The sequence below is a fragment of the Nitratireductor aquimarinus genome (assembly GCF_017255295.1).
Classification (GTDB): domain Bacteria; phylum Pseudomonadota; class Alphaproteobacteria; order Rhizobiales; family Rhizobiaceae; genus Nitratireductor; species Nitratireductor aquimarinus.
In genome coordinates this window covers 369,293-388,791 of sequence record NZ_JAFKDE010000003.1, presented here as the reverse complement: position 1 = coordinate 388,791, position 19,499 = coordinate 369,293, and the positions used below count along the sequence as shown (strand labels likewise).

Annotated in this window: 21 protein-coding genes; 17 read left to right on the top strand and 4 right to left on the bottom strand. The window is 61.9% G+C overall.

Annotated elements, in window-relative coordinates; translation table 11 throughout:
- The first annotated feature begins 41 nt into the window (after window positions 1-41).
- The gene (locus tag JYP46_RS06560; protein ID WP_204360903.1) at window positions 42-1,655 is read left to right on the top strand and encodes an acyl-CoA dehydrogenase family protein; all 1,614 of its coding nucleotides are present in this window, start codon (window positions 42-44) and stop codon (window positions 1,653-1,655) included.
- Here JYP46_RS06560 and JYP46_RS06555 read toward each other — a convergent pair.
- On the bottom strand, window positions 1,637-2,575 hold the full coding sequence (locus JYP46_RS06555; protein WP_113155116.1) for an AEC family transporter: 939 nt from the start codon (window positions 2,573-2,575) through the stop codon (window positions 1,637-1,639). The two genes, JYP46_RS06560 and JYP46_RS06555, sit on opposite strands and share 19 nt — an antisense overlap.
- Before the next feature lie 165 nt (window positions 2,576-2,740).
- Between JYP46_RS06555 and JYP46_RS06550 the strand changes: the two genes are divergently transcribed.
- Together JYP46_RS06550 and JYP46_RS06545 are read left to right on the top strand one after the other, a co-directional pair.
- Window positions 2,741-3,325 carry a hypothetical protein gene (locus JYP46_RS06550; protein WP_206547619.1) on the top strand — a complete coding sequence of 195 codons (585 nt, stop codon included), beginning with the start codon at window positions 2,741-2,743 and terminating at the stop codon, window positions 3,323-3,325.
- A complete protein-coding gene (locus JYP46_RS06545; protein ID WP_206547618.1) occupies window positions 3,325-3,657 on the top strand; it encodes a DUF6105 family protein in 333 nt (110 codons plus the stop codon). Before JYP46_RS06550 ends, JYP46_RS06545 begins: the two co-directional genes overlap by 1 nt.
- On the opposite strand, the gene ruvX is transcribed toward JYP46_RS06545, so the two are convergent.
- Complete coding sequence (ruvX, locus tag JYP46_RS06540; protein ID WP_113155119.1) at window positions 3,603-4,088, bottom strand: Holliday junction resolvase RuvX; 486 nt, start codon at window positions 4,086-4,088, stop codon at window positions 3,603-3,605. The genes JYP46_RS06545 and ruvX overlap by 55 nt on opposite strands.
- Before the next feature lie 222 nt (window positions 4,089-4,310).
- On the opposite strand from ruvX, the gene JYP46_RS06535 reads away from it, so the two are divergent.
- The 8 genes from JYP46_RS06535 (at window position 4,311) to JYP46_RS06500 (ending at window position 11,866) form a co-directional block, all read left to right on the top strand.
- A complete protein-coding gene (locus tag JYP46_RS06535; protein ID WP_206547617.1) occupies window positions 4,311-5,018 on the top strand; it encodes a metal-dependent hydrolase in 708 nt (235 codons plus the stop codon).
- 166 nt (window positions 5,019-5,184) lie between these two features.
- Window positions 5,185-5,472: an Asp-tRNA(Asn)/Glu-tRNA(Gln) amidotransferase subunit GatC gene (gene gatC, locus JYP46_RS06530; RefSeq protein WP_113155121.1), complete on the top strand. Its 288-nt coding sequence runs from the start codon at window positions 5,185-5,187 to the stop codon at window positions 5,470-5,472.
- Window positions 5,473-5,535: 63 nt separating this feature from the next.
- Window positions 5,536-7,017: an Asp-tRNA(Asn)/Glu-tRNA(Gln) amidotransferase subunit GatA gene (gene gatA / locus JYP46_RS06525; protein ID WP_206547616.1), complete on the top strand. Its 1,482-nt coding sequence runs from the start codon at window positions 5,536-5,538 to the stop codon at window positions 7,015-7,017.
- Between the two features lie 41 nt (window positions 7,018-7,058).
- Window positions 7,059-7,868, top strand: coding sequence for a YdcF family protein (locus tag JYP46_RS06520; RefSeq protein ID WP_113155123.1), 810 nt, complete (start codon window positions 7,059-7,061; stop codon window positions 7,866-7,868).
- 589 nt (window positions 7,869-8,457) lie between these two features.
- Complete coding sequence (locus tag JYP46_RS06515; protein WP_206547615.1) at window positions 8,458-9,858, top strand: L-serine ammonia-lyase; 1,401 nt, start codon at window positions 8,458-8,460, stop codon at window positions 9,856-9,858.
- A gap of 71 nt (window positions 9,859-9,929) precedes the next feature.
- On the top strand, window positions 9,930-10,364 hold the full coding sequence (locus JYP46_RS06510) for a DUF1489 family protein (RefSeq protein ID WP_113155125.1): 435 nt from the start codon (window positions 9,930-9,932) through the stop codon (window positions 10,362-10,364).
- Between the two features lie 66 nt (window positions 10,365-10,430).
- On the top strand, window positions 10,431-11,174 hold the full coding sequence (locus tag JYP46_RS06505; RefSeq protein WP_206547614.1) for a vWA domain-containing protein: 744 nt from the start codon (window positions 10,431-10,433) through the stop codon (window positions 11,172-11,174).
- Entirely contained in the window at window positions 11,171-11,866 is a 696-nt protein-coding gene (locus tag JYP46_RS06500; RefSeq protein ID WP_206547613.1) for a DnaJ domain-containing protein, read from the top strand. The genes JYP46_RS06505 and JYP46_RS06500 overlap by 4 nt, the downstream gene beginning before the upstream one ends.
- A gap of 47 nt (window positions 11,867-11,913) precedes the next feature.
- Here the strand turns inward: JYP46_RS06500 and JYP46_RS06495 are convergent, their stop codons facing one another.
- Window positions 11,914-13,236: a D-alanyl-D-alanine carboxypeptidase family protein gene (locus JYP46_RS06495; RefSeq protein WP_206545507.1), complete on the bottom strand. Its 1,323-nt coding sequence runs from the start codon at window positions 13,234-13,236 to the stop codon at window positions 11,914-11,916.
- 368 nt (window positions 13,237-13,604) lie between these two features.
- Between JYP46_RS06495 and clpS the strand changes: the two genes are divergently transcribed.
- The 5 genes from clpS to JYP46_RS06470 all read left to right on the top strand — a co-directional run bounded on the left by clpS (window position 13,605) and on the right by JYP46_RS06470 (window position 18,636).
- Window positions 13,605-13,955: an ATP-dependent Clp protease adapter ClpS gene (gene clpS, locus JYP46_RS06490; RefSeq protein ID WP_113156290.1), complete on the top strand. Its 351-nt coding sequence runs from the start codon at window positions 13,605-13,607 to the stop codon at window positions 13,953-13,955.
- Window positions 13,956-13,963: 8 nt separating this feature from the next.
- On the top strand, window positions 13,964-16,423 hold the full coding sequence (gene clpA / locus JYP46_RS06485) for an ATP-dependent Clp protease ATP-binding subunit ClpA (RefSeq protein WP_206547612.1): 2,460 nt from the start codon (window positions 13,964-13,966) through the stop codon (window positions 16,421-16,423).
- Between the two features lie 130 nt (window positions 16,424-16,553).
- Window positions 16,554-17,303 carry an AzlC family ABC transporter permease gene (locus JYP46_RS06480; protein WP_113155130.1) on the top strand — a complete coding sequence of 250 codons (750 nt, stop codon included), beginning with the start codon at window positions 16,554-16,556 and terminating at the stop codon, window positions 17,301-17,303.
- Complete coding sequence (locus JYP46_RS06475) at window positions 17,300-17,650, top strand: AzlD domain-containing protein (RefSeq protein WP_206547611.1); 351 nt, start codon at window positions 17,300-17,302, stop codon at window positions 17,648-17,650. The genes JYP46_RS06480 and JYP46_RS06475 overlap by 4 nt, the downstream gene beginning before the upstream one ends.
- A 47-nt stretch (window positions 17,651-17,697) precedes the next feature.
- On the top strand, window positions 17,698-18,636 hold the full coding sequence (locus JYP46_RS06470; RefSeq protein WP_206547610.1) for a phosphatase PAP2 family protein: 939 nt from the start codon (window positions 17,698-17,700) through the stop codon (window positions 18,634-18,636).
- Here JYP46_RS06470 and JYP46_RS06465 read toward each other — a convergent pair.
- Window positions 18,633-19,058, bottom strand: a complete 426-nt coding sequence (locus JYP46_RS06465; protein ID WP_113155132.1) for an HIT family protein — start codon at window positions 19,056-19,058, stop codon at window positions 18,633-18,635. The two genes, JYP46_RS06470 and JYP46_RS06465, sit on opposite strands and share 4 nt — an antisense overlap.
- Window positions 19,059-19,166: 108 nt before the next feature.
- Here JYP46_RS06465 and JYP46_RS06460 point away from each other — a divergent pair, with 108 nt between their 5' ends.
- Window positions 19,167-19,496, top strand: a complete 330-nt coding sequence (locus JYP46_RS06460; protein WP_113156291.1) for a DMT family transporter — start codon at window positions 19,167-19,169, stop codon at window positions 19,494-19,496.
- Window positions 19,497-19,499 lie beyond the last annotated feature (3 nt).

Genomic DNA, 19,499 nt, shown 5'->3' with positions numbered 1-19,499 from the left:
CGCCGCAGTTCTGATAGAGTGAAACCGTGACGCACGAAGTAATGAACCAGTCGCCTCCGATCGCCGGTACGAACGCCTGGCGCAGCGACCCGCTGCTGATGCAGGCGGCGGAGAATTTTTCCGAACCCGTGCGCAAGGATCTCGACACGCTTGGCCGTTTCGTGCGCAATCAGGAAGCGCTTGATCTGGCGCGGCTTGCAAATTCCGAAATTCCCCAGCTTCGCACCCATGACCGTTACGGAAACAGGCTTGATCTGGTGGAGTATCACCCGGCCTATCACGCGCTCATGCGGCGTTCTGCGGCGAACGGCCTGCATTCTTCCATCTGGGAGAAAACGGCATCCGAATCCGGCATGCGCCACCAGATTCGCGCGGCCCGCTTTTTCATGACGGCGCAGCTCGAGAGCGGGCATCTGTGCCCGCTGACCATGACCAATGCGTCACTGGCCGCGCTGATGGCCGATACATCGCTCTTCCGGCGCTGGGCGCCGCGCGTGGCGGTGCGCAAATACGATCACACCAGCAAGCCGCTTGCGCAAAAGGCCGGCATCACCATCGGCATGGGAATGACGGAAAAGCAGGGCGGAACGGATGTGCGGGCGAACACGTCGCGCGCCGAGCCGCTGGAAGGCAAGATTTACCGTCTGTCGGGCCACAAATGGTTCCTGTCCGCCCCCATGTCGGATGCGTTTCTCATGCTCGCACAGACGGACCGGGGGCTGTCATGCTTCCTCGTTCCGCGTCTTCTGGAAGACAATGCCGGCAACGGGCTGCGTCTTCAGCGCCTGAAGGACAAGCTTGGCAATCGCTCCAATGCATCCGCCGAAGTGGAGTTCGACGGCACGATGGGCGAACTCGTGGGGGAGCCGGGAGCCGGTGTGCGCACCATCATGGACATGGTCACGCTGACGCGGCTCGATTGCGCGCTCGGATCAGCGGGCATCATGCGGGCGAGCCTTGCAGAGGCGGTTCATCATGCGCGTCATCGTTCCGCCTTCGGAAAAACGCTGATCGAGCAGCCGCTCATGCTGCGCGTTCTGGCCGACATGGCGCTGGATGTGGCAGCGGCGACGGCGCTTTCCATGCGCCTTGCGCGCGCTTTCGACGAGGCTGCGGATCATCGCGGCGAGGCAGCCTTTGCCCGCGTGATGACGCCGGTCGTGAAATACTGGGTCTGCAAGCTTGCGCCAGCCGTCACCTATGAGGCGATGGAGTGTCTTGGCGGCAATGGCTATGTGGAGGAAGCGCCGCTTGCGCGCCATTACCGCGAAGCCCCGGTCAACGCGATCTGGGAAGGTTCTGGCAATGTGATGGGCCTTGATGTGCTGCGCGTGCTGGATCGCAATGCCGGGCTCTTTGACGATGTGCTGGGCATGATCGGAAATGATCTTGGCGAAAAGGGCGGCGCAACGCTTGAGGTGCTGGCGGCTGCGGCCCGCGTGTGCCAGACGGATGAAGGCTCTGCGCGCATCCTGACCGAGCAGCTGGCGCTCGCGGCAGCGGCTGCCGAACTGCGGCGCATGGGCGGCGGCCGGGTCGCCGACGCCTTCATCGAGACGCGCCTCGCCGGCCAGTGGCGCAGCACCTACGGCATGCTGGACGCGCGCCATGACGCGGCGTCCATTCTCGATGTGCTCTATCCGGAAACGAACTGAGAAACGAGCGTCAGAACGAGCGGGATCGTGAAGAAGGCGAGGGCGGTCTGTACCGTCGTGATGCTGGCGTAAAGCGGCGCGTCGCCGCCAAGCTGACGCGCCAGCAGAAACCCGTTCATGGCGGTGGGGACTGCGGCGCACAGGGCCAGATAGCTGAGTGCCGGCCCGGACACACCGAAGCCGAGCGCCACGGCAATCATCAAGACCGGGAAGAACAAAAGCTTCAGGAAGGATGAGATCCAGAGCGACGCGCCTGCGGCGCGGAAATCGTCCGTCTGCAGGCTGGCCCCAATGGTCAGCAGCCCCATGCCAAGCGCTGCCCGTCCGACCAGATCGAGCGTCTGGTTGAGCGGCGGGTAGAGATCAAAGGGCATGAAGCGCAGCAGGACTGCCGTCGCTGCCGCCAGGATCATCGGGTTGCGCGCGACATCCAGCATCACTTTGGAGAGCGAAGCGGTGCTGTCGGCAAAGCGCGTCACCACAAAGACAGAGGCGATGTTGATCGGGATGATGATCGTCGCCATCACCAGCGCCACAACGGCCGCCCCTTCCGGCGGAAAGAGTTTTTGGGCCACCGCCAGCGCCATGAAACCGTTCCAGCGCACCGCCGTCTGGAAAACCGAGGAATATTGTGCGTGGCGCACGAGGCCGGTTGCGCGCAGCGCAGGCCAGAGCGCCAGAACGAGCGCTATGAAAGAGAGAACGGAGACGATCAGCGCGCCGAGCATCGCGTCCAGCCGAAGCTCGGAAAAGTCTGCGTTCGCGATGGTTATGAAGAGAAGCGACGGGTAGAGGAACCAGTAGCAGAGCTGTTCGAGGCCGGGCCATGTCTCATCATTGATCAGCGGCGTGCGGCGCAGCACATTGCCGGCGATGATCAGCAGGAAGATTGGCAGAATACTTTCAAAGATCGCGAACATGGAGAATCCGGCAGGCGAGAGGAAGCCTCATTAGCTAGTGGCCGGGGCTGCGCCTGTAAAGCGACGGCGGATTCGGTCGCTTGTGAAAATTAACCTTAACAATTGGTAAGCGTTGCGGCGGATTTTCCCGCAGTTCACTGTGGTTCGCATTCGAGAATGAGAGCCATGAATCGTACATTCGCAACCCTCCTGACGGTCTTCTGGACCATCACTTTCGCAGCCTCTGCCTGGGCGGCAGCGCTTGCTGACGGCGTTTTGATGCCTGTCGGTGCGTCGGCTGCCGAGGGGGCGTTGCAGCTTTCACATCTCCTTGGCCAGCTCGGCGTGGTGCTTGGAAACGCGCTCGTTGCGGTGCTGTTCCTGTGGACCTTCGTGGTGTCCGTGCTGGAAAAGGGGGAGACGCGGGAGACCGCGACCGTGGCGCAGCTTGCCTGCGCCGGCGCGCTTCTCATGCTGATCGTGGATGCGGTTCAGGCCGGCTTCGTCGCGGATGCGACGGCTCCGACGCCAACGGGAGCGGTGACGGTGAAATTCCTCGCCATCCTGGCAACCCATCTGGTGCTGCGTCGCCAAGAGCTTGCGGACAATGGCGCGGAGCAACAGCTTCAGCCGGTTCCGGTGAACCGCTTCTCGGCGATGCGCCTTGTCGATGCCGCGCACGAAGCCATGACCGCGCGCCTTGCTTCCCGGCTTGTCGCCCGCCGGGGCTTTCAGTTTTCCCCACCCGCCAATGACGACAGGAGCCACTGATGCGTCTGCTGCTTATCTTATGGGCATTACCCATGGGCCTGTTCTGGGGATGGTACGGCCTGTCGTACAACGATCTGAACTTCGGCTTCACATTCCTGAGCCGGGAGATGAATGATCTGCTGTTCAGGATTTATGGCAATATTCTCGGCATCGATCCGCAGGTGATTCCCGGCATGGTCGCGCGGGCCTGCGTGGTCGACTCATTCATCCTTGCGGGCATTGTCGCGTTTCGTCGCCGGCGCGCAATCAAGGCGTGGTATCAGGACAAGCGCGCGGCCTACCGGGCCGGTGAAGCGGCCCCGGAAGCACGCAGCCTGTCCAGCGCGCCCTGAAGGATGAAGGCGGCGGCGGCCGAATCGATCCGCTCCGCCCGTTTCTTGCGCGATACATCCATCTCCAGAAGCGCCCGCTCTGCGGCAACCGTCGACATGCGTTCGTCCCAGAAGGCGACGGGAAGGTCCGTCAGCCGCTCTAGATTGCGGATGAAGGCGCGGGTTGACTGGGCGCGCGGGCCTTCCGTGCCATCCATGTTGACCGGAAGGCCGATGACGATGCCACCGACATTGTCGCGCTTGAACGCGGCAAGCAGCGCTTCGGCGTCCTGCGTGAATTTCTTGCGCATCACCACCTGACGCGGCGTCGCCAGCGACAGTCCGCGGTCGGAGACCGAAAGCCCGATGGTCTTGGTGCCGAGGTCGAGCCCGGCCAGCGTCTGGCCCGCAGTGAGAAAAGCGGGGAGTTCCTGCAGGTCGACCACTGACAAAACTGTACACTCCAATTACGACTGTGGGATGGTTCTAGAGCAATTCCAGGGAAAGTGGAAACCGGTTTCCCGTCCGGAACTGCCTGAAAACAATGACTTGGCGACTTTGCCGATTCCGCGGGACGACAAAGTGGTCTAATGACGCTGCAGCGGTTACACGAAAAGAAGTCGCTGCGCGACAGGCGTCGTTGAACGCGCCACATTCAGCAAGGAGTATTTCCCATGGACCTGACCTGGTACGGCCATTCCGCATTTCGCGTGGATGCAGGCGATGCGCGCATCCTGATCGATCCGTTCTTCAGCGGAAACCCTTCCTGGAACGATGGATGGGAAGGCCCGGCGGAGGGCGTGACGCATGTGCTGCTCACCCACGGCCATGACGATCATATCGGCGATGCGGTCGAAATCCTGAAGAAGACCGGCGCGATGCTGGTCGCCAATTTCGAAATCTGCATGTTCCTTGTCGGCAAGGGCGTCGACCAGAACCGCATCAACCCCGGCAATCACGGCGGGACCGTCGATTGCGGCGGCTTCACCACCACATTCGTGAACGCGCTGCATTCCTCGTCGTCTGCAGGCGAGGGCGGGGCAAACACCTATCTGGGCAATCCCGCCGGTCTCGTCCTTCACTTCCCCGAGGACAAGACGCTCTATCATATGGGCGATACCGACATTTTCGGCGACATGGCGCTGATCCACGAACTCCATCAGCCTGAAATCGGTCTTGTGCCGGTCGGTGACCGGTTCACGATGGGCGGTGCCGTCGCGGCACTCGCCTGCCGCCGCTACTTCAAGTTCGATACCGTGCTGCCCTGCCATTTCGGGACATTCCCGATCATCGATCAGACGGCGCAGAAATTCATCGACGGCATGGAAGGCTCCGGCGTGAATGTGCCGGCGCTGAAGGTGGGCGAGACGATTTCGCTTTAGGGACCGCGATGCATCGGGCATTGATGCATCACGTATTCTGGAAATCGTTTCCGATTTTCAGGCCTTTCCTATAGCAATTCCGGTGCGCCGGAGCGCGTTGGCGGTTGCACGCCGCCCGCGCGCCGATTATAGCCGTGGCGCAGCCAATAAGCGCCTGGAGAGAACCATGTCCGTGGACATCGATACCGTGAAGCGTGTTGCGCGCCTTTCCCGCATTGCCGTTGACGATGCGGACGCAGAGCGCATGACAGGCGAACTGAACGCCATTCTCGGTTTCGTCGAGCAACTGAACGAAGTGAATGTCGAGGGCGTCGAGCCCATGACGTCTGTCATCCCGATGGCGATGAAGAAGCGTCAGGACGGCGTGACCGACGGCAACAAGGCCGACGACATCGTCGCCAATGCACCGGTTTCGGAGGACAATTTCTTCGTTGTCCCGAAAGTGGTCGAATAGAAGCCGGCATAGGCTTCCAAACCCATTTGCCCTGACCGGCCCCCGGATTTTCACGGATTTTCCATGACAGAGCTCACCAAACTCACCATTGCCGAGGCGCGCGAAAAGCTGGCTGCCAAGGCGTTCACCGCCACGGAACTGACCGAGGCCTATCTTTCGGCCATCGACACGGCCAATGAAAAGCTCAACGCCTATGTCGCCGTCACCCACGACAAGGCGCGCGCCATGGCGAAGGCAAGCGATGAGCGGATCGCGAAGGGCGAGGCGGGCGCGCTGGAAGGCATTCCGCTCGGCATCAAGGACCTGTTCGCGACCGAAGACGTTCACACCCAGGCCTCCAGCCACATTCTCGACGGGTTCAAGCCGAAATACGAATCCACCGTGACGGCCAATCTGTGGGCCGATGGCGCGGTGATGCTCGGCAAGCTCAACATGGATGAGTTCGCCATGGGCTCGTCCAACGAGACCTCCTATTACGGTCCGGTCATCAACCCGTGGCGCGCCGAAGGCTCCAATGCCGATCTCGTGCCGGGCGGCTCTTCCGGCGGTTCGGCGGCAGCCGTTTCCGCCCTTTTGTGCGCCGGCGCAACCGCAACGGACACCGGCGGCTCCATCCGCCAGCCGGCAGCCTTCACCGGCACGGTCGGCATCAAGCCGACCTATGGCCGCTGCTCGCGCTGGGGCACGGTGGCTTTCGCTTCCTCACTCGATCAGGCAGGCCCGATTGCGCGCGATGTGCGCGACGCCGCGATCCTTCTGAAGTCCATGGCTTCGGTTGACGAAAAGGACACCACCTCCGTCGATCTTCCGGTGCCGGATTACGAGGCCGCCATCGGCCAGTCGATCAAGGGCATGAAGATCGGCATTCCGCGCGAGTACCGTCTCGACGGCATGCCGGAGGAAATCGAGGCGCTGTGGAAGCAGGGCATTGACTGGATGCGCGATGCGGGCGCGGAGATCGTCGACATCTCGCTGCCGCACACGAAATATGCGCTGCCGGCCTATTACATCGTTGCGCCTGCCGAGGCGTCTTCCAACCTCGCGCGTTATGACGGCGTGCGTTATGGCCTGCGCGTGCCCGGCAAGGACATTGCCGACATGTATGAGCAGACCCGCGCCGCCGGTTTCGGCCGCGAGGTCAAGCGCCGCATCATGATCGGCACCTATGTGCTGTCGGCCGGCTATTACGACGCCTATTACCTCAAGGCGCAGAAGGTTCGCACGCTCATCAAGCGCGACTTCGAGCAGGTCTTCGATCAGGGCGTCGACGCGATCCTGACGCCGGCAACGCCGTCGGCCGCTTTCGGCATCGCCGATCAGGAAATGGCGTCCGATCCGGTCAAGATGTATCTGAACGACATCTTCACCGTGACGGTGAACATGGCGGGCCTGCCCGGCATCGCCGTGCCCGCCGGTCTTGACGCGAAGGGCCTGCCGCTCGGCCTGCAGCTGATCGGAAAGCCGTTTGAAGAAGAAACGCTGTTCCGCACAGCACATGTGATCGAACAGGCCGCAGGGCGTTTCGCACCGAACAAGTGGTGGTGATGCCCATGGCGCGGCTCGCTTCCTGAGAGAAAGGCCGCGTCATGTTCCATTTCGTCTCCGCAATTGGCTGGCTGTTCCTGCAGCCGCTCGGCCTTGCCGCGATCCTGATTGCGGTTTCGGTGGTCACCGCCTTTTTTGGCTGGCGCCGCCTGTCCATGACGGCAGGCGGCCTTTCTTTTATCGTTCTCTTTCTGTCGGCCTGGACGACGCTCGGCGCGCTTCTTCTCGGACCGCTCGAAGACCGCTTCCAGAAGCCCGACCCCGTGCCTGAGACGGTTCACGGCATCGTCGTTCTGGGCGGCGGGCTGGAAGGTTCCATCAACAGTGCGCGCGGCGGCCACGAACTGAATGCCAGTGGCGACCGTTTCGTTGAGACCGCCATCCTGGCGCGCCGCTTCCCGCAGGCGAAAATCCTGATTTCTGGCGGACAGGGAGCCGTTTTCCTGGCCGGTGAGGGCGACGCGGATACGGCGCCGCGTCTGCTGACGGCGCTTGGCGTCGATCCGGAACGCCTGATTCTGGAGAACCGCTCACGCGATACCTATGAGAATGCGCGCTTCTCCAGCGAGATGGTGCAACCGGCCGAAGGCGAGACATGGCTGCTCGTCACATCCGCGTTTCACATGCCGCGCGCGGTGGGCGTGTTCCGCAAGGCGGGGTTCCCTGTGACGCCGTGGCCGGTCGACTACAAGACCGCCGGCAATGAGAAGCCCGGCCTTGCCGAGGACAATGCGCTCGATTCCCTGCGCAATCTCACAGTGGGCATAAGGGAATGGCTGGGGCTCGCCGCCTACTGGTTCGCAGGCAGAACGGACGTGTTTTTGCCGGCTTCCGATACACGCACAGACTGAGTTTCGGACCGGCTTTCCCTGTCTGATGGTGCAGTGCAGCAATATTGTCCTTTTTTGGTCGCATGTATTGAAAATTCCTTTATGCGTGCAAGTGCCTGATTAGACACGGAAAGCCCCGTTTTCTGCGGGTTTTTAACAGTTCAAATGCCGTCATTTTGCCGTTTTTGGACTTGCGGAAGCATGTGCTTAGGAGTATCTCCCGCCGTCACGGATCGGCGGTCGGGATCATCCCGGTCGGAGATCGGATAACAAACGGGATATGCATGGACGATAGCGTTGAGAGATCCTGCTGGGGCGTAACCGCCAAGGCAGTGATCGGGCTTGCGGGAATCATCTTTCTGGCATGGCTCTTGATTGGCGCCGAGACGGCAGCGGTCGTAGCAACGGCAGGCTGAACAACCAGCAAAACCGCACAACATCGGTTCACAGAAGTTGAAGGGCGCAGCGCAATCGCTGCGCCCTTTGCTTGTTCAGGGAAATCGCCTACATCTTTCCTGTCGCGTTCACGCCAGCCCGTGCCGCGCGATAGCCCGCCACGGCAACTGATCGCTGGAATGCTTCCAGCGGTGAAATCCCGGAGCCTTCGCCCATGTTTCTTTCCGTTTTCGACCTGTTCAAGATCGGCATCGGACCGTCGAGTTCGCACACAATGGGGCCGATGACGGCGGCAGAGCGCTTTCTGGCGGAGATTGCAGGCGATGACTGGCCGCGCCCGGCAGGCAGCGAAGTGGACCGTCTTTCGGTCAGCCTGCATGGTTCGCTTGCATTCACGGGCATCGGGCACGGCACCGACCGCGCCGTGATCCTCGGTCTTGCGGGCTTCAACCCGCTGACGGTCGATCCGGATCGCATGGACGGGCAACTGGCCACCATCGCCGGGGAAAAGATGGTGCGGCCAAAGGGCCATCCGGCCTATCGTTTCGATCCGCAAAGCGATCTTGTGCTCGACAAGAAGCAGCCGCTTCCCGGTCACGCCAATGGCATGGCCTTCAACGCCTATGATGCAGACGACCGCCTTCTTCTGCGGCGCATCTATTATTCGGTCGGTGGCGGCTTCGTCGTTTCCGAAGAGGAGCTTCAGACCCTCAAGGCCCAGAAGGCCGGGCCCGAGGGCAGCACTGTGCCATATCCGTTTGCCAACGGGCGCGAGATGCTGGCGATGGCAGCCGAGAGCGGGCTTTCCATTGCCGAGATGAAGCGCGCCAATGAGGAAGTGAAGATGGATCGCGCCGCGCTCGACGCGGGGCTCGACGAGATCTGGCAGGCGATGGATTCGTGCATCGAGCGCGGGCTTTCCCAGGACGGCATCATGCCCGGCGGGCTCAATGTGCGCCGCCGTGCGCGCCAGCTTCACGACCGGCTTGACGAGGACTGGCGCCAGAACCGGCCCAACCCGCTTGCCGCAAACGACTGGCTGGCGGTTTTCGCCATGGCGGTGAACGAGGAGAACGCCAGCGGTGGCCGTGTAGTCACCGCGCCGACCAATGGCGCGGCGGGCGTCGTGCCGGCAGTCATGCGTTACTGGCAGAAATTCCACGTGGATGCGGACAAGAACGGCATCCGCGACTTCTTGCTGACGGCGGCGGCCATTGGCGGAATCGTCAAGCACAATGCCTCGATCTCCGGCGCAGAGGTGGGCTGCCAGGGCGAGGTGGGCTCCGCTTCGGCGATGGCGGCGGCCGGGCTGGCAGCGGTTCTGGGCGGCACGCCGGAACAGGTGGAGAATGCGGCCGAGATCGCGCTGGAGCATCATCTGGGGATGACCTGTGATCCCGTGGCCGGGCTCGTTCAGGTGCCGTGCATCGAGCGCAATGCGCTGGGCTCGGTAAAGGCCGTGACGGCAGCATCGCTTGCGGTGAAGGGCGACGGAAAGCACTTCGTCTCACTTGATGCCGCAGTCGAAACCATGCGTCAGACCGGCGTCGACATGAATGAACGCTACAAGGAGACCAGTCTTGGCGGTCTGGCGGTCAATGTGGTGGAGTGCTGAGCGACATTTCGCGCTGTGGAGAGCCGGCTATCGTGCTTGACCTTGGTGGAGCTGCGCCCGACATTTAGAGCATGGCACTAAATCTCATAAAACTGTGCGTCGGCTGCGAAAGCGTCGAGCAATTGCAGGACTGGATCAGGCTGCGCACGCAGGAACAGCGGGCGCTGGGCGAACCGGCGGAGCAGTTTCACACGACCCGCATGGTGCCCAAGCGCGTTGAAGAGCTGACCGATGGCGGTTCGCTCTACTGGGTCATCAAGGGCACGGTGCAGTGCCGCCAGAAGCTCATCGACATCCGCCCGTTTCGCGATGCGGAAGGCGTGTCGCGTTGCCATCTGGTGCTGGAGCCGAAGCTTGTGCGCACGCAGTTTCAGCCGCGCCGCGCGTTTCAGGGCTGGCGCTATCTCGATCCCAAGGATGCGCCGGCTGATCTTGGCGCGGCTGGAGACGATGCGGAGATGCCGCCGGAACTGCGCCGCGAACTCACCGAACTCGGCTTGCTGTAAGCGCTGTTCTGGCGCAGGCTGCGGGATAGTCTTGCAACTGCTCTCAACGAGCCCATCTTTTTCATCATGAACGACAAGAAAACGCCTGCGCCGCGCCGCGTCGAATCGGACATCGCCAAGACCCGATCGTCATCGGGAGCGATTGATGCCTTCGTGCGCCATGCGCGCGCCGTCGCACCCGTGCGCGGCGGAGAAGCCGGGAGTGGCCGGCTCATTCTGGCGCTTGATGCGACGATGAGCCGGCAGCCCACCTGGGATCTGGCCTGCAAGCTGCAGGCCGAGATGTTCGATGCGGTGGGCAAGGCCGGTTCGCTCAACGTCCAGCTCGTCTATTTTCGCGGGTTTGGCGAAAGCCGCGCCTCGCGCTTCGTGCGCGACACGGATGCGCTCAAGACGCTGATGACGAAGATCGACTGCCGTGGCGGCCACACGCAGATCGGCAAGGTGCTGTCGCATGCGCTGAAGGAGACCGGACGCGAGAAGGTCAACGCGCTCGTTTATATCGGGGATGCGATGGAAGAGAGCGTGGATGACCTTGCCGAGAAGGCGGGCAGGCTGGGGCTGGGCGGCGTGCCGGTGTTCGTCTTCCAGGAAGGGCATGACCCGACAGCCGAACGCGCCTTCCGCGAGATCGCGCGGCTTTCCAAAGGCGCATGGTTCCGGTTCGATGCGCGCGCGGCCGCAGAGCTTGGGAAGCTCCTTTCAGCCGTCGCGGTCTATGCGACTGGCGGGCTCAAGGCATTAAGCGACCGCAACCGGCCCGAAGACCGCAGGATGCTGGAGCATCTGCGCGGCGGACAAGAGCGATGACCTATCCGTTTTTCTTCTTCGCACTTGTCCTGCTCATGCTTCTGGCGGGCATGGCGTTTGTGAAGTCCAGCCCGCGCAGCATCGCAAACACGCTGCGGATCGCCGGGCCGGCGCTCATGGCGGTGGTCGGCGTGGCGATGCTTTTCATCGGAAGGGCGGGCCTGGGAGGAATGCTCCTGTCGGGCGCTGCCGCCTGGTATGGCTCTGGACGCCTCAAGATGGGGCAGAGCAAAACGCCTGGGCAAAGGTCCACCGTTCGTTCGGCAGCGCTCGAAATGGAGCTTGATCACGACACTGGCAAATTATCCGGTGTGGTGCTTGCCGGCCGGCATGAAGGACGCCGGCTCGGCGAGATGACGCAGGATGAACTGCTTGATCTGTACGCTGAACTTGCCAGCGACGAAGAGAGCCTGAGGCTCCTAGAAACCTACCTTGACGGAGAATTCCCCGCCTGGCGCGACAGCGCGGACACGCACGGAGACGCGGGGCAGGGACGTGCGGCGGGCACGGGCCCCATGACCAAGGAGGAGGCCTATGAGATCCTTGGTCTTGAACGCGGTGCGTCCGTTGCGCAGATCCGACAGGCTCACCGCCGCCTGATGCAGCGCCTGCATCCCGACATGGGAGGAACCTCTTCTCTTGCCGCCCGTATCAACGAGGCGCGCGACGTTCTGCTCTCCACTCACAACTGAACTCCCGGTGGGCAAGACACTTTCCTTGCTGTTCTTCAAACTGGTTCTCACTGCTGCACCGCGTAGCAGGAGATGCTCTTTTTCTTCAGAGACGCACAGGCGCCCCAGGCGTCGGATTTGCTGTTGAAGCCGACGAAGCGGGCGCGGTGATAGACGACGCCGCCCTTTTCGAAGGTCTCGGTGATCGGAACGGCGCGGGCGAGAACACTGCCGGCCTTCTGCTCCGTCTGGGCGAGAACCATGAGGGCCTCATCCTCGGTGGGAAGCGACGCAACCTGAATGACCCAGCCACCCATGGAGGCGGTCTCGGTTGCCGCGGCATTGGTGGAGGCCGTCGGCATCGGGTCGACGGCTGCGACGGCAACACGCGGACGCGGAACGGCAGCGTTCACCACGGCAGCTGCCTTGACGGGCGGCTCGGGCGCATAGGCGGTCAGGGTCTGCGGCTGCGCCTCGGGGCGATCGGTCGGAAGCGGAACATCGCTGCCGGGGATCATCGCGGCAAGTGCTGTGCGGGCGCCGCCGGGCGCCTTGGCGATCAGCATGCGGTCGCGACCGGTCGAACCCTTGTTCAGGTAGCGCTTGATGAGGTCGGCCATGTGTGCGTCACGGCTGCGGGAGGTGCGCCCGCCCATGACGACGGCAACGATGCTGCGGCCATTTGCCTGCACGGAGCTGGCGAGATTGAAGCCGGAGGCACGCGTGTAGCCGGTCTTGATGCCGTCCACGCCCTTGACGCGACCGAGAAGCCGGTTGTGGTTGCCGTAACGGCGCTTCTTGTAGGTGAAGGAGCTGGTCTGGAAATAGCTGTAATACTGCGGGTAGTGCTCACGCAGTGCGATGCTGAGTTTCGCCATGTCGCGCGCAGTGGTCTTCTGCTTGCTGTTGGGCAGGCCATGCGCGTTCTTGAACGTGGTGCGGGACATGCCGAGCTGGCGGGCCTTGGCGGTCGTCATGGCCGCGAATTTCGCTTCCGAGCCACCGAGGAACTCGGCCACTGCCGTTGCCACATCGTTTGCCGAGCGGGTGACCAGCGCGCGGATCGCCTGGTCGACGGTCAGGCTGTCGCCGGGCTTGAGCGCGATGTTGGTTGGCGGCTCTGCTGCCGCGTTGCGTGAAACGGGAATGCGGGTGTTCTTGTTGATGCGACCGCTCTCCATGGCTTCGAAAAGCATGTAGGCGGTCATCATCTTGGTGAGCGAGGCCGGATAACGCAGCGAGTCGGCATTGGACTCATAGAGGACCTTGCCGGTTTTGGCGTCCATCACGATGCCCGCATATTTGGAGTTGGCCGAAGCCTGCCCAATCACACCGAATACCATGAGACATGAAAGAAAAAGTGCGGTGAGAATCTTGCCCGGGAGCCGCACAAGATTCGCTCTACCCAACAACGCCTGACGCACAACAACACCTATTTGCACCTGGTTTCAGGCCGCGGGGCATCCCAACCCACAGGCCCATTTCCCGAAACTTTAGTGCGAGCGGCGTTACCAATCCGTTTATGGTGACCCAAACGTTGACGGAATTTCTTAACATTGAAGCGAAATTGAGCCATTCCGCAGGGGAATTGGGGGTAGAGAATCGTCTATCCGTTTGATGGCGTAGTTTTGAACGTAAAAGCCCCTGCGCCGTATTGTCAGGAACTGAGAAGGTCTTAAAATTGTCGGAAGGGTACCTACATGTCCTACGTAAGGGCTCGGCAAAGGGAATGGAATTTTTGAGCACCGGCAGCGAAGCCATGCAGCGTTACGATTGGCGATTGCAGGATGGTGAGGGCGATGGCGACGAATCCGATCGCGGAACGGCTGTCATCACGCGCACGAAGACCAAGACAAAGAAGCCGAGTCTGTATCGTGTTCTGTTGTTGAATGACGATTACACGCCGATGGAGTTCGTCATTCATGTGCTCGAGCGGTTCTTCAGGAAGGACCGCGAGGCTGCGACGCGAATTATGCTGCACGTACACAATCACGGTGTTGGTGAATGTGGCGTGTTCACGTTCGAAGTGGCCGAGACCAAGGTAACGCAGGTGATGGACTTCGCCAGACAGCACCAGCATCCACTTCAATGCGTGATGGAAAAGAAATGAGGTACTGAATGCCGGCTTTTTCCCAAGGCTTGGAGCGGGCTCTGCATCAGGCGCTCACATTTGCCAATGAGCGCCACCACGAATATGCGACGCTGGAGCATCTTCTCCTGGCGCTGATCGATGATGCCGATGCCGCCGCCGTCATGCGCGCATGCAATGTCGATCTCGATGCGCTCAAGGGGACCGTGGTCAAATATATCGACAGCGAGCTCGACAATCTCGTCACGGGCTATGACGAGGATTCCAAGCCCACCGCCGGATTCCAGCGGGTCATCCAGCGGGCGGTCATCCATGTGCAGTCTTCCGGTCGTGAAGAGGTGTCGGGCGCAAATGTGCTCGTGGCCATTTTCGCCGAGCGCGAGAGCCACGCCGCCTACTTCCTGCAGGAACAGCAGATGACGCGCTATGACGCCGTCAACTATATCAGCCATGGCATTGCCAAGCGGCCGGGCGGCTCTGAAGCGCGCACGCCGCGCGGGGCCGAGGACGATGATGCCGGCGCACCGGGCGCCGAGGCGGAAGAGGGCGCCAAGAAGAAACAGGCGCAGGACGCGCTGACGGCTTACTGCGTCAATCTGAATGACAAGGCGCGGGCCGGCCGCATCGATCCGCTGATCGGTCGCACGGCCGAGGTCAACCGCACCATCCAGGTTCTGTGCCGCCGTTCGAAGAACAATCCGCTCTATGTGGGCGATCCCGGCGTCGGCAAGACGGCCATCGCCGAGGGGCTCGCCAAGCGCATCGTCGAGGGCGATGTGCCGGATGTTCTGTCGGACGCCACCATCTTCGCGCTCGACATGGGCACGCTTCTGGCCGGCACGCGCTATCGTGGCGATTTCGAGGAACGCCTCAAGCAGGTCGTCAAGGAGCTTGAGGATTTCCCGGGCGCGGTTCTGTTCATCGACGAGATCCATACGGTTATCGGCGCGGGCGCAACGTCGGGCGGCGCGATGGATGCATCGAACCTCCTGAAGCCGGCCTTATCGTCCGGCTCGATCCGCTGCATCGGCTCGACCACCTACAAGGAGTTTCGACAGTTCTTCGAGAAGGACCGTGCGCTGGTGCGCCGCTTCCAGAAGATCGACGTCGCCGAACCCTCCGTTGAGGACGCTGTCGAGATCATGAAGGGGCTGAAGCCTTACTTCGAGGACTTCCACAAGGTTCGCTACACGAACGAGGCGGTGAAGGCCGCGGTGGAACTGTCGGCGCGCTACATCAACGACCGTAAGCTGCCGGACAAGGCCATCGACGTTCTGGACGAGACCGGCGCATCGCAGAAACTTCTGCCGGAATCGAAGCGTCGCAAGACGATCAACGTCAAGGAAATCGAAGCGACCATCGCCACCATGGCCCGCATTCCGCCGAAGACCGTTTCGGCCGATGACGAGAAGGTGCTGGCGACGCTCGAGGACGAGCTGAAGCGCGTTGTTTACGGTCAGGATGCCGCGATCACGGCGCTGTCGTCGGCGATCAAGCTGGCGCGGGCCGGTCTGCGCGAGCCTGAAAAGCCGATTGGCTCCTACCTGTTCTCCGGCCCCACGGGCGTCGGCAAGACGGAAGTGGCCAAGCAACTCGCCGCTTCGCTGGGTGTCGAACTCCTGCGTTTCGACATGTCGGAATATATGGAGCGCCACACCGTGTCGCGCCTGATCGGCGCGCCGCCCGGCTATGTGGGCTTCGACCAGGGTGGCCTTCTGACGGACGGTGTCGATCAGCATCCGCATTGCGTGCTGTTACTCGACGAGATCGAGAAGGCGCATCCGGATCTGTTCAACATCCTGTTGCAGGTCATGGATCACGGCAAGCTGACGGACCATAACGGCAAGAGCATCGACTTCCGCAATGTCATCCTCATCATGACGACCAATGCGGGTGCGGCCGATCTCGCCAAGCCGGCCATCGGTTTCGGATCGACGAAGCGCGACAGCGACGACATGGAAGCGATCAACCGGCTGTTCACGCCGGAGTTCCGCAACCGTCTCGACGCGGTCATCCCGTTCGGCTCGCTGCCGGTTCCGGTCATTCACCAGGTGGTGCAGAAATTTGTCATGCAGCTCGAGGCGCAGCTCGCCGAGCGTCGCGTCACCTTCGACCTGTCGGATGACGCCATCGCCTGGCTGGCGGACAAGGGCTATGACGAGCGGATGGGCGCACGGCCGCTTGGCCGCGTGATCCAGGAGCACATCAAGAAGCCGCTGGCTGATGAAGTGCTGTTCGGCAAGCTCAAGAAGGGCGGCACGGTCCGCGTCAGCGTCGAGAAGGACGAGGCGGGCAAGAGCCACCTCAAACTCGATGCGCTTCCCGATGATGCACCGATCAAGCCGCGCGACGAGGTGCCCGAGAAGAAGGCGAAGCCGGCGGCCAAACGGACCCGCAAGCCCAAGGCGGCAGCGGCCAAGCCGAAGGCGCAGAAGCCCAAGGATCCGCCAAAGCGCAGCCTTGTGCCGCAATTGCCGCGCAAGGACTGACAGGCAGGCCCGGTACTGACAGGCAAGTCCGGTCTCGGAACTGGTCCAATTTCGAAGGCGTGGGTGCCCCAAGCACTCACGCCTTCGTTGTATCGCAGGCCTGCATGCGCTGTGCTAAATCATTTGACCGATGAGCGAGAACACGGAAGTCGAATCGGACAGTCAGGAAAAGCACGTCACCTGGTATCTGCGGGGCGTGCGCCGCTGTTTCTCCATTCCGGGTCTGGTGCTGGTCAGCGCCTTTATCGGTTTCGCCGGTCTGGCGCGCGAGGCCGGGCTTTCGCTTCCCCAAACCGTTTTCATGACAGGGGCTGTCTGGGCCCTGCCTGCGCAGGTGGTGCTGATTGGCGCCGTACTGGCGGGCAACAGCCTGTTTGCGGCGGCTTTCGCCGTGGCGCTGTCATCGGTCCGGCTTGCGCCCATGGTGGTGGCGATCACGCCTGAAATGCGCACGGAGAAGACCCGGCCCTGGGTGCTCTATTGCCTTTCGCATTTCGTTGCCGTGACCTCATGGGTGCTGGCGATGGAGAGCTTCAAGAACGTTCCGCGCGCAATGCGCACGGCCTATTACACCGGCATCGGCTCGACGCTTGTTCTGGTGAATATGGGCGTGGTGGCGACCGTCTTTCTTCTGGCCGAACGTCTGCCGCCGCAACTGACGGCCGCGCTCTTCTTCCTGACACCGCTCTACTTCCTGACATCGCTCTGGGGTTCTGCGCGGGAGCGGGCAGGGCATGTCGCGATGGTGCTCGGCCTCGCCGTAGGCCCGGTCTTTCACATTCTCCTGCCCGGTTTTGACCTTTTGGCAGCCGGGGTTATCGGTGGCTCGGTGGCCTATTTCTGGCACCGCGCGCGCGTCAGACGGGAGACTGTCGGATGAGTTTCGACGCCTTTGATGCCTGGTGGTGGCCTTATCTCTTCATCCTGCTTGCAGGCTGGCTCGCCACCGATTCCTGGCGCTATCTCGGTGTCTATCTTGGCGGCAAGCTTTCGGAAGGTTCGGACATTCTGGTGTTCGTGCGCTGTGTGGCGACGGCGCTGGTCGCCGCCGTCATCGCCAATCTGATTGTCTTTCCCAGCGGCGCTCTGGCCGATGCACCGCTCACCCTGCGGGTCGGCGCATCCATAGCCGGCTTCGCCGCCTATCTTTTCTCCCGCAAGCAGATCCTCGTCGGCATCGTGGTTGCAGAGATCATCCTGCTCACAGGTCTCTACCTGATCGATTAGTTCTTTTTTAGAACAATCTGAGGTAGAGCGGCATCAAGGGGTGGGCGATGCTTTTTCCAGCTGAACGTTTGGTCGCGCTTGTCATTGGCGCTTTCCTGATTGCTGATCTGACGCTTGTGGCCGGCAGCGCCATTTCGGTCGACTGGCGTGGTTATGGCGCTGTCGTTTCCTGTGGTGCAGTCATACTTGCGGTTGGCCTCGCATACCGCTGGAGCGGGCGTGACCAGAAGATTGCGCTGGCGGCAATCGCTGCCGGGCTTTTCATCCTCTTCACCATTGTCGGCGCGGCGCTCAATTATCTGCTCATACCGGCAGGCGCCGAACGCGTCGATCCGCTGTTGATCAGGCTCGATGGTCTCGTGGGCTATTCATGGCCGGGGCTTGTGGGGTGGGCGAGCGAGCATCCGGTGCTTGGAACCCTGCTTCGCTGGACCTATGTCAGCTCACTGCCGCAATTCGTGATCGTCATCCTGACGCTTGGCATGACCGAACGTCAGGCGCAGCTCCACGCTTTCCTCCTGACCGGTGTGCTTGCCGCCACGCTCACCATGGCCTTCTGGCTGGCTTTCCCAAGTTCCGGGCCATCGGCCTATTTTGCGATCCCGGTGGAGACTGCTGAACGTCTCGGAATGGTGGTGGGGCCTGACTATGGTGTGGAGCTCAACCGCGTGATGACACAGGGCGCTCAGCGTCTGTCGCCGCAGGACGCACTGGGGCTGATCGCCTTTCCCTCGTTCCACACTGTCATGGCGCTGATGGCCGTCTGGTTTACCCGATCCATCAGGGGGCTGTTCCCGGTCTTCGTCGTGATCAACACGCTCATGCTGCCCGCAATCCTGATCCATGGCGGGCATCATCTGATTGACCTGTTCGGCGGTCTTGCTGCTTTCCTGATCAGTGTCTGGCTTGCCCGGAGTGTTCTCGCACGGGTTTCGGACACAAGGCAAAGGCCGGAGCCAGTGGCCCCGGCCGAACAGGGGCTTTAAAGCGCTGCGCGGATCTTTTCCGCCTGCTCTGCGAGAACAGCCTGATCCGCCATTTCGCCCGTGTGGGGACGCAGGGCGACGCCATCAAAACGCGGGATGATGTGGACGTGAAGGTGAAACACCACCTGACCGCCGGCTTCCTCGTTGAACTGCTGGACCGTCACGCCATCCGCCCCAAAGGCGGCCTTCGCGGCGCGGGCCAGTTTCTGCACCGTGCGCATGACGGCGGCGAGCGAATCGTGCTCGACATCGAGAATGTTGCGTGACGGCTTCTTCGGGATCACCAGGCAGTGGCCGTCGCCGCGCGGCATGATGTCCATGAAGGCAAAGGTTTCGTCGTCTTCGTAGAGCTTGTGCGAGGGCAGTTCGCCGCGCAAAATCTTGGCGAAAACATTGTCGTTGTCATAGGCGGCGCTGCTCATGGAAACCTCTCGTCTGGGCAATTGCGGCCGCATTTTTCTGCGCTAATGTCGCGCCCGTCAACTCCCGGGAGCGGGCGATTCGCCGCGCTTTTCGAAAAGGTGCCGTCCGTGACTTATCTCTTTCTGCTCGTGGCCATTCTGTTCGAAGTCGTGGCCACCACTGCACTCAAGCAGACCGAGGGGTTCACGCGTCTTGTGCCGTCGCTGATCACGCTGATCGGCTATGCGGTGGCCTTCTTCTTCCTGTCGCTGACGCTGCGCACCATGTCGGTGGGCATTGTCTATGCGCTGTGGTCAGGTGCGGGCATCGTCTTCATCACCGCCATTGGCTGGCTGTGGTTTCAGCAGTCGCTCGATACGCCGGCGCTCATCGGCGTCGCGTTGATCATCGCCGGCGTGCTGGTCATCAACCTGTTTTCAAAATCCGTGATGCACTGAAGC

Coding starts and splice junctions, on each gene's coding strand:
- JYP46_RS06555 (WP_113155116.1), bottom strand. CDS start 2,575: ATGTTCGCGATCTTTGAAAGTATTCTGCCAATCTTCCTGCTGATCATC.
- JYP46_RS06535 (WP_206547617.1), top strand. CDS start 4,311: ATGGACCTGACCTGGTACGGCCATTCCGCATTTCGCGTGGATGCAGGC.
- JYP46_RS06545 (WP_206547618.1), top strand. CDS start 3,325: ATGCGTCTGCTGCTTATCTTATGGGCATTACCCATGGGCCTGTTCTGG.
- JYP46_RS06510 (WP_113155125.1), top strand. CDS start 9,930: ATGGCACTAAATCTCATAAAACTGTGCGTCGGCTGCGAAAGCGTCGAG.
- JYP46_RS06505 (WP_206547614.1), top strand. CDS start 10,431: ATGAACGACAAGAAAACGCCTGCGCCGCGCCGCGTCGAATCGGACATC.
- gatA (WP_206547616.1), top strand. CDS start 5,536: ATGACAGAGCTCACCAAACTCACCATTGCCGAGGCGCGCGAAAAGCTG.
- JYP46_RS06550 (WP_206547619.1), top strand. CDS start 2,741: ATGAATCGTACATTCGCAACCCTCCTGACGGTCTTCTGGACCATCACT.
- gatC (WP_113155121.1), top strand. CDS start 5,185: ATGTCCGTGGACATCGATACCGTGAAGCGTGTTGCGCGCCTTTCCCGC.
- clpS (WP_113156290.1), top strand. CDS start 13,605: ATGCAGCGTTACGATTGGCGATTGCAGGATGGTGAGGGCGATGGCGAC.
- JYP46_RS06480 (WP_113155130.1), top strand. CDS start 16,554: ATGAGCGAGAACACGGAAGTCGAATCGGACAGTCAGGAAAAGCACGTC.
- JYP46_RS06470 (WP_206547610.1), top strand. CDS start 17,698: ATGCTTTTTCCAGCTGAACGTTTGGTCGCGCTTGTCATTGGCGCTTTC.
- JYP46_RS06465 (WP_113155132.1), bottom strand. CDS start 19,058: ATGAGCAGCGCCGCCTATGACAACGACAATGTTTTCGCCAAGATTTTG.
- JYP46_RS06515 (WP_206547615.1), top strand. CDS start 8,458: ATGTTTCTTTCCGTTTTCGACCTGTTCAAGATCGGCATCGGACCGTCG.
- JYP46_RS06475 (WP_206547611.1), top strand. CDS start 17,300: ATGAGTTTCGACGCCTTTGATGCCTGGTGGTGGCCTTATCTCTTCATC.
- JYP46_RS06500 (WP_206547613.1), top strand. CDS start 11,171: ATGACCTATCCGTTTTTCTTCTTCGCACTTGTCCTGCTCATGCTTCTG.
- clpA (WP_206547612.1), top strand. CDS start 13,964: ATGCCGGCTTTTTCCCAAGGCTTGGAGCGGGCTCTGCATCAGGCGCTC.
- JYP46_RS06520 (WP_113155123.1), top strand. CDS start 7,059: ATGTTCCATTTCGTCTCCGCAATTGGCTGGCTGTTCCTGCAGCCGCTC.
- JYP46_RS06560 (WP_204360903.1), top strand. CDS start 42: ATGAACCAGTCGCCTCCGATCGCCGGTACGAACGCCTGGCGCAGCGAC.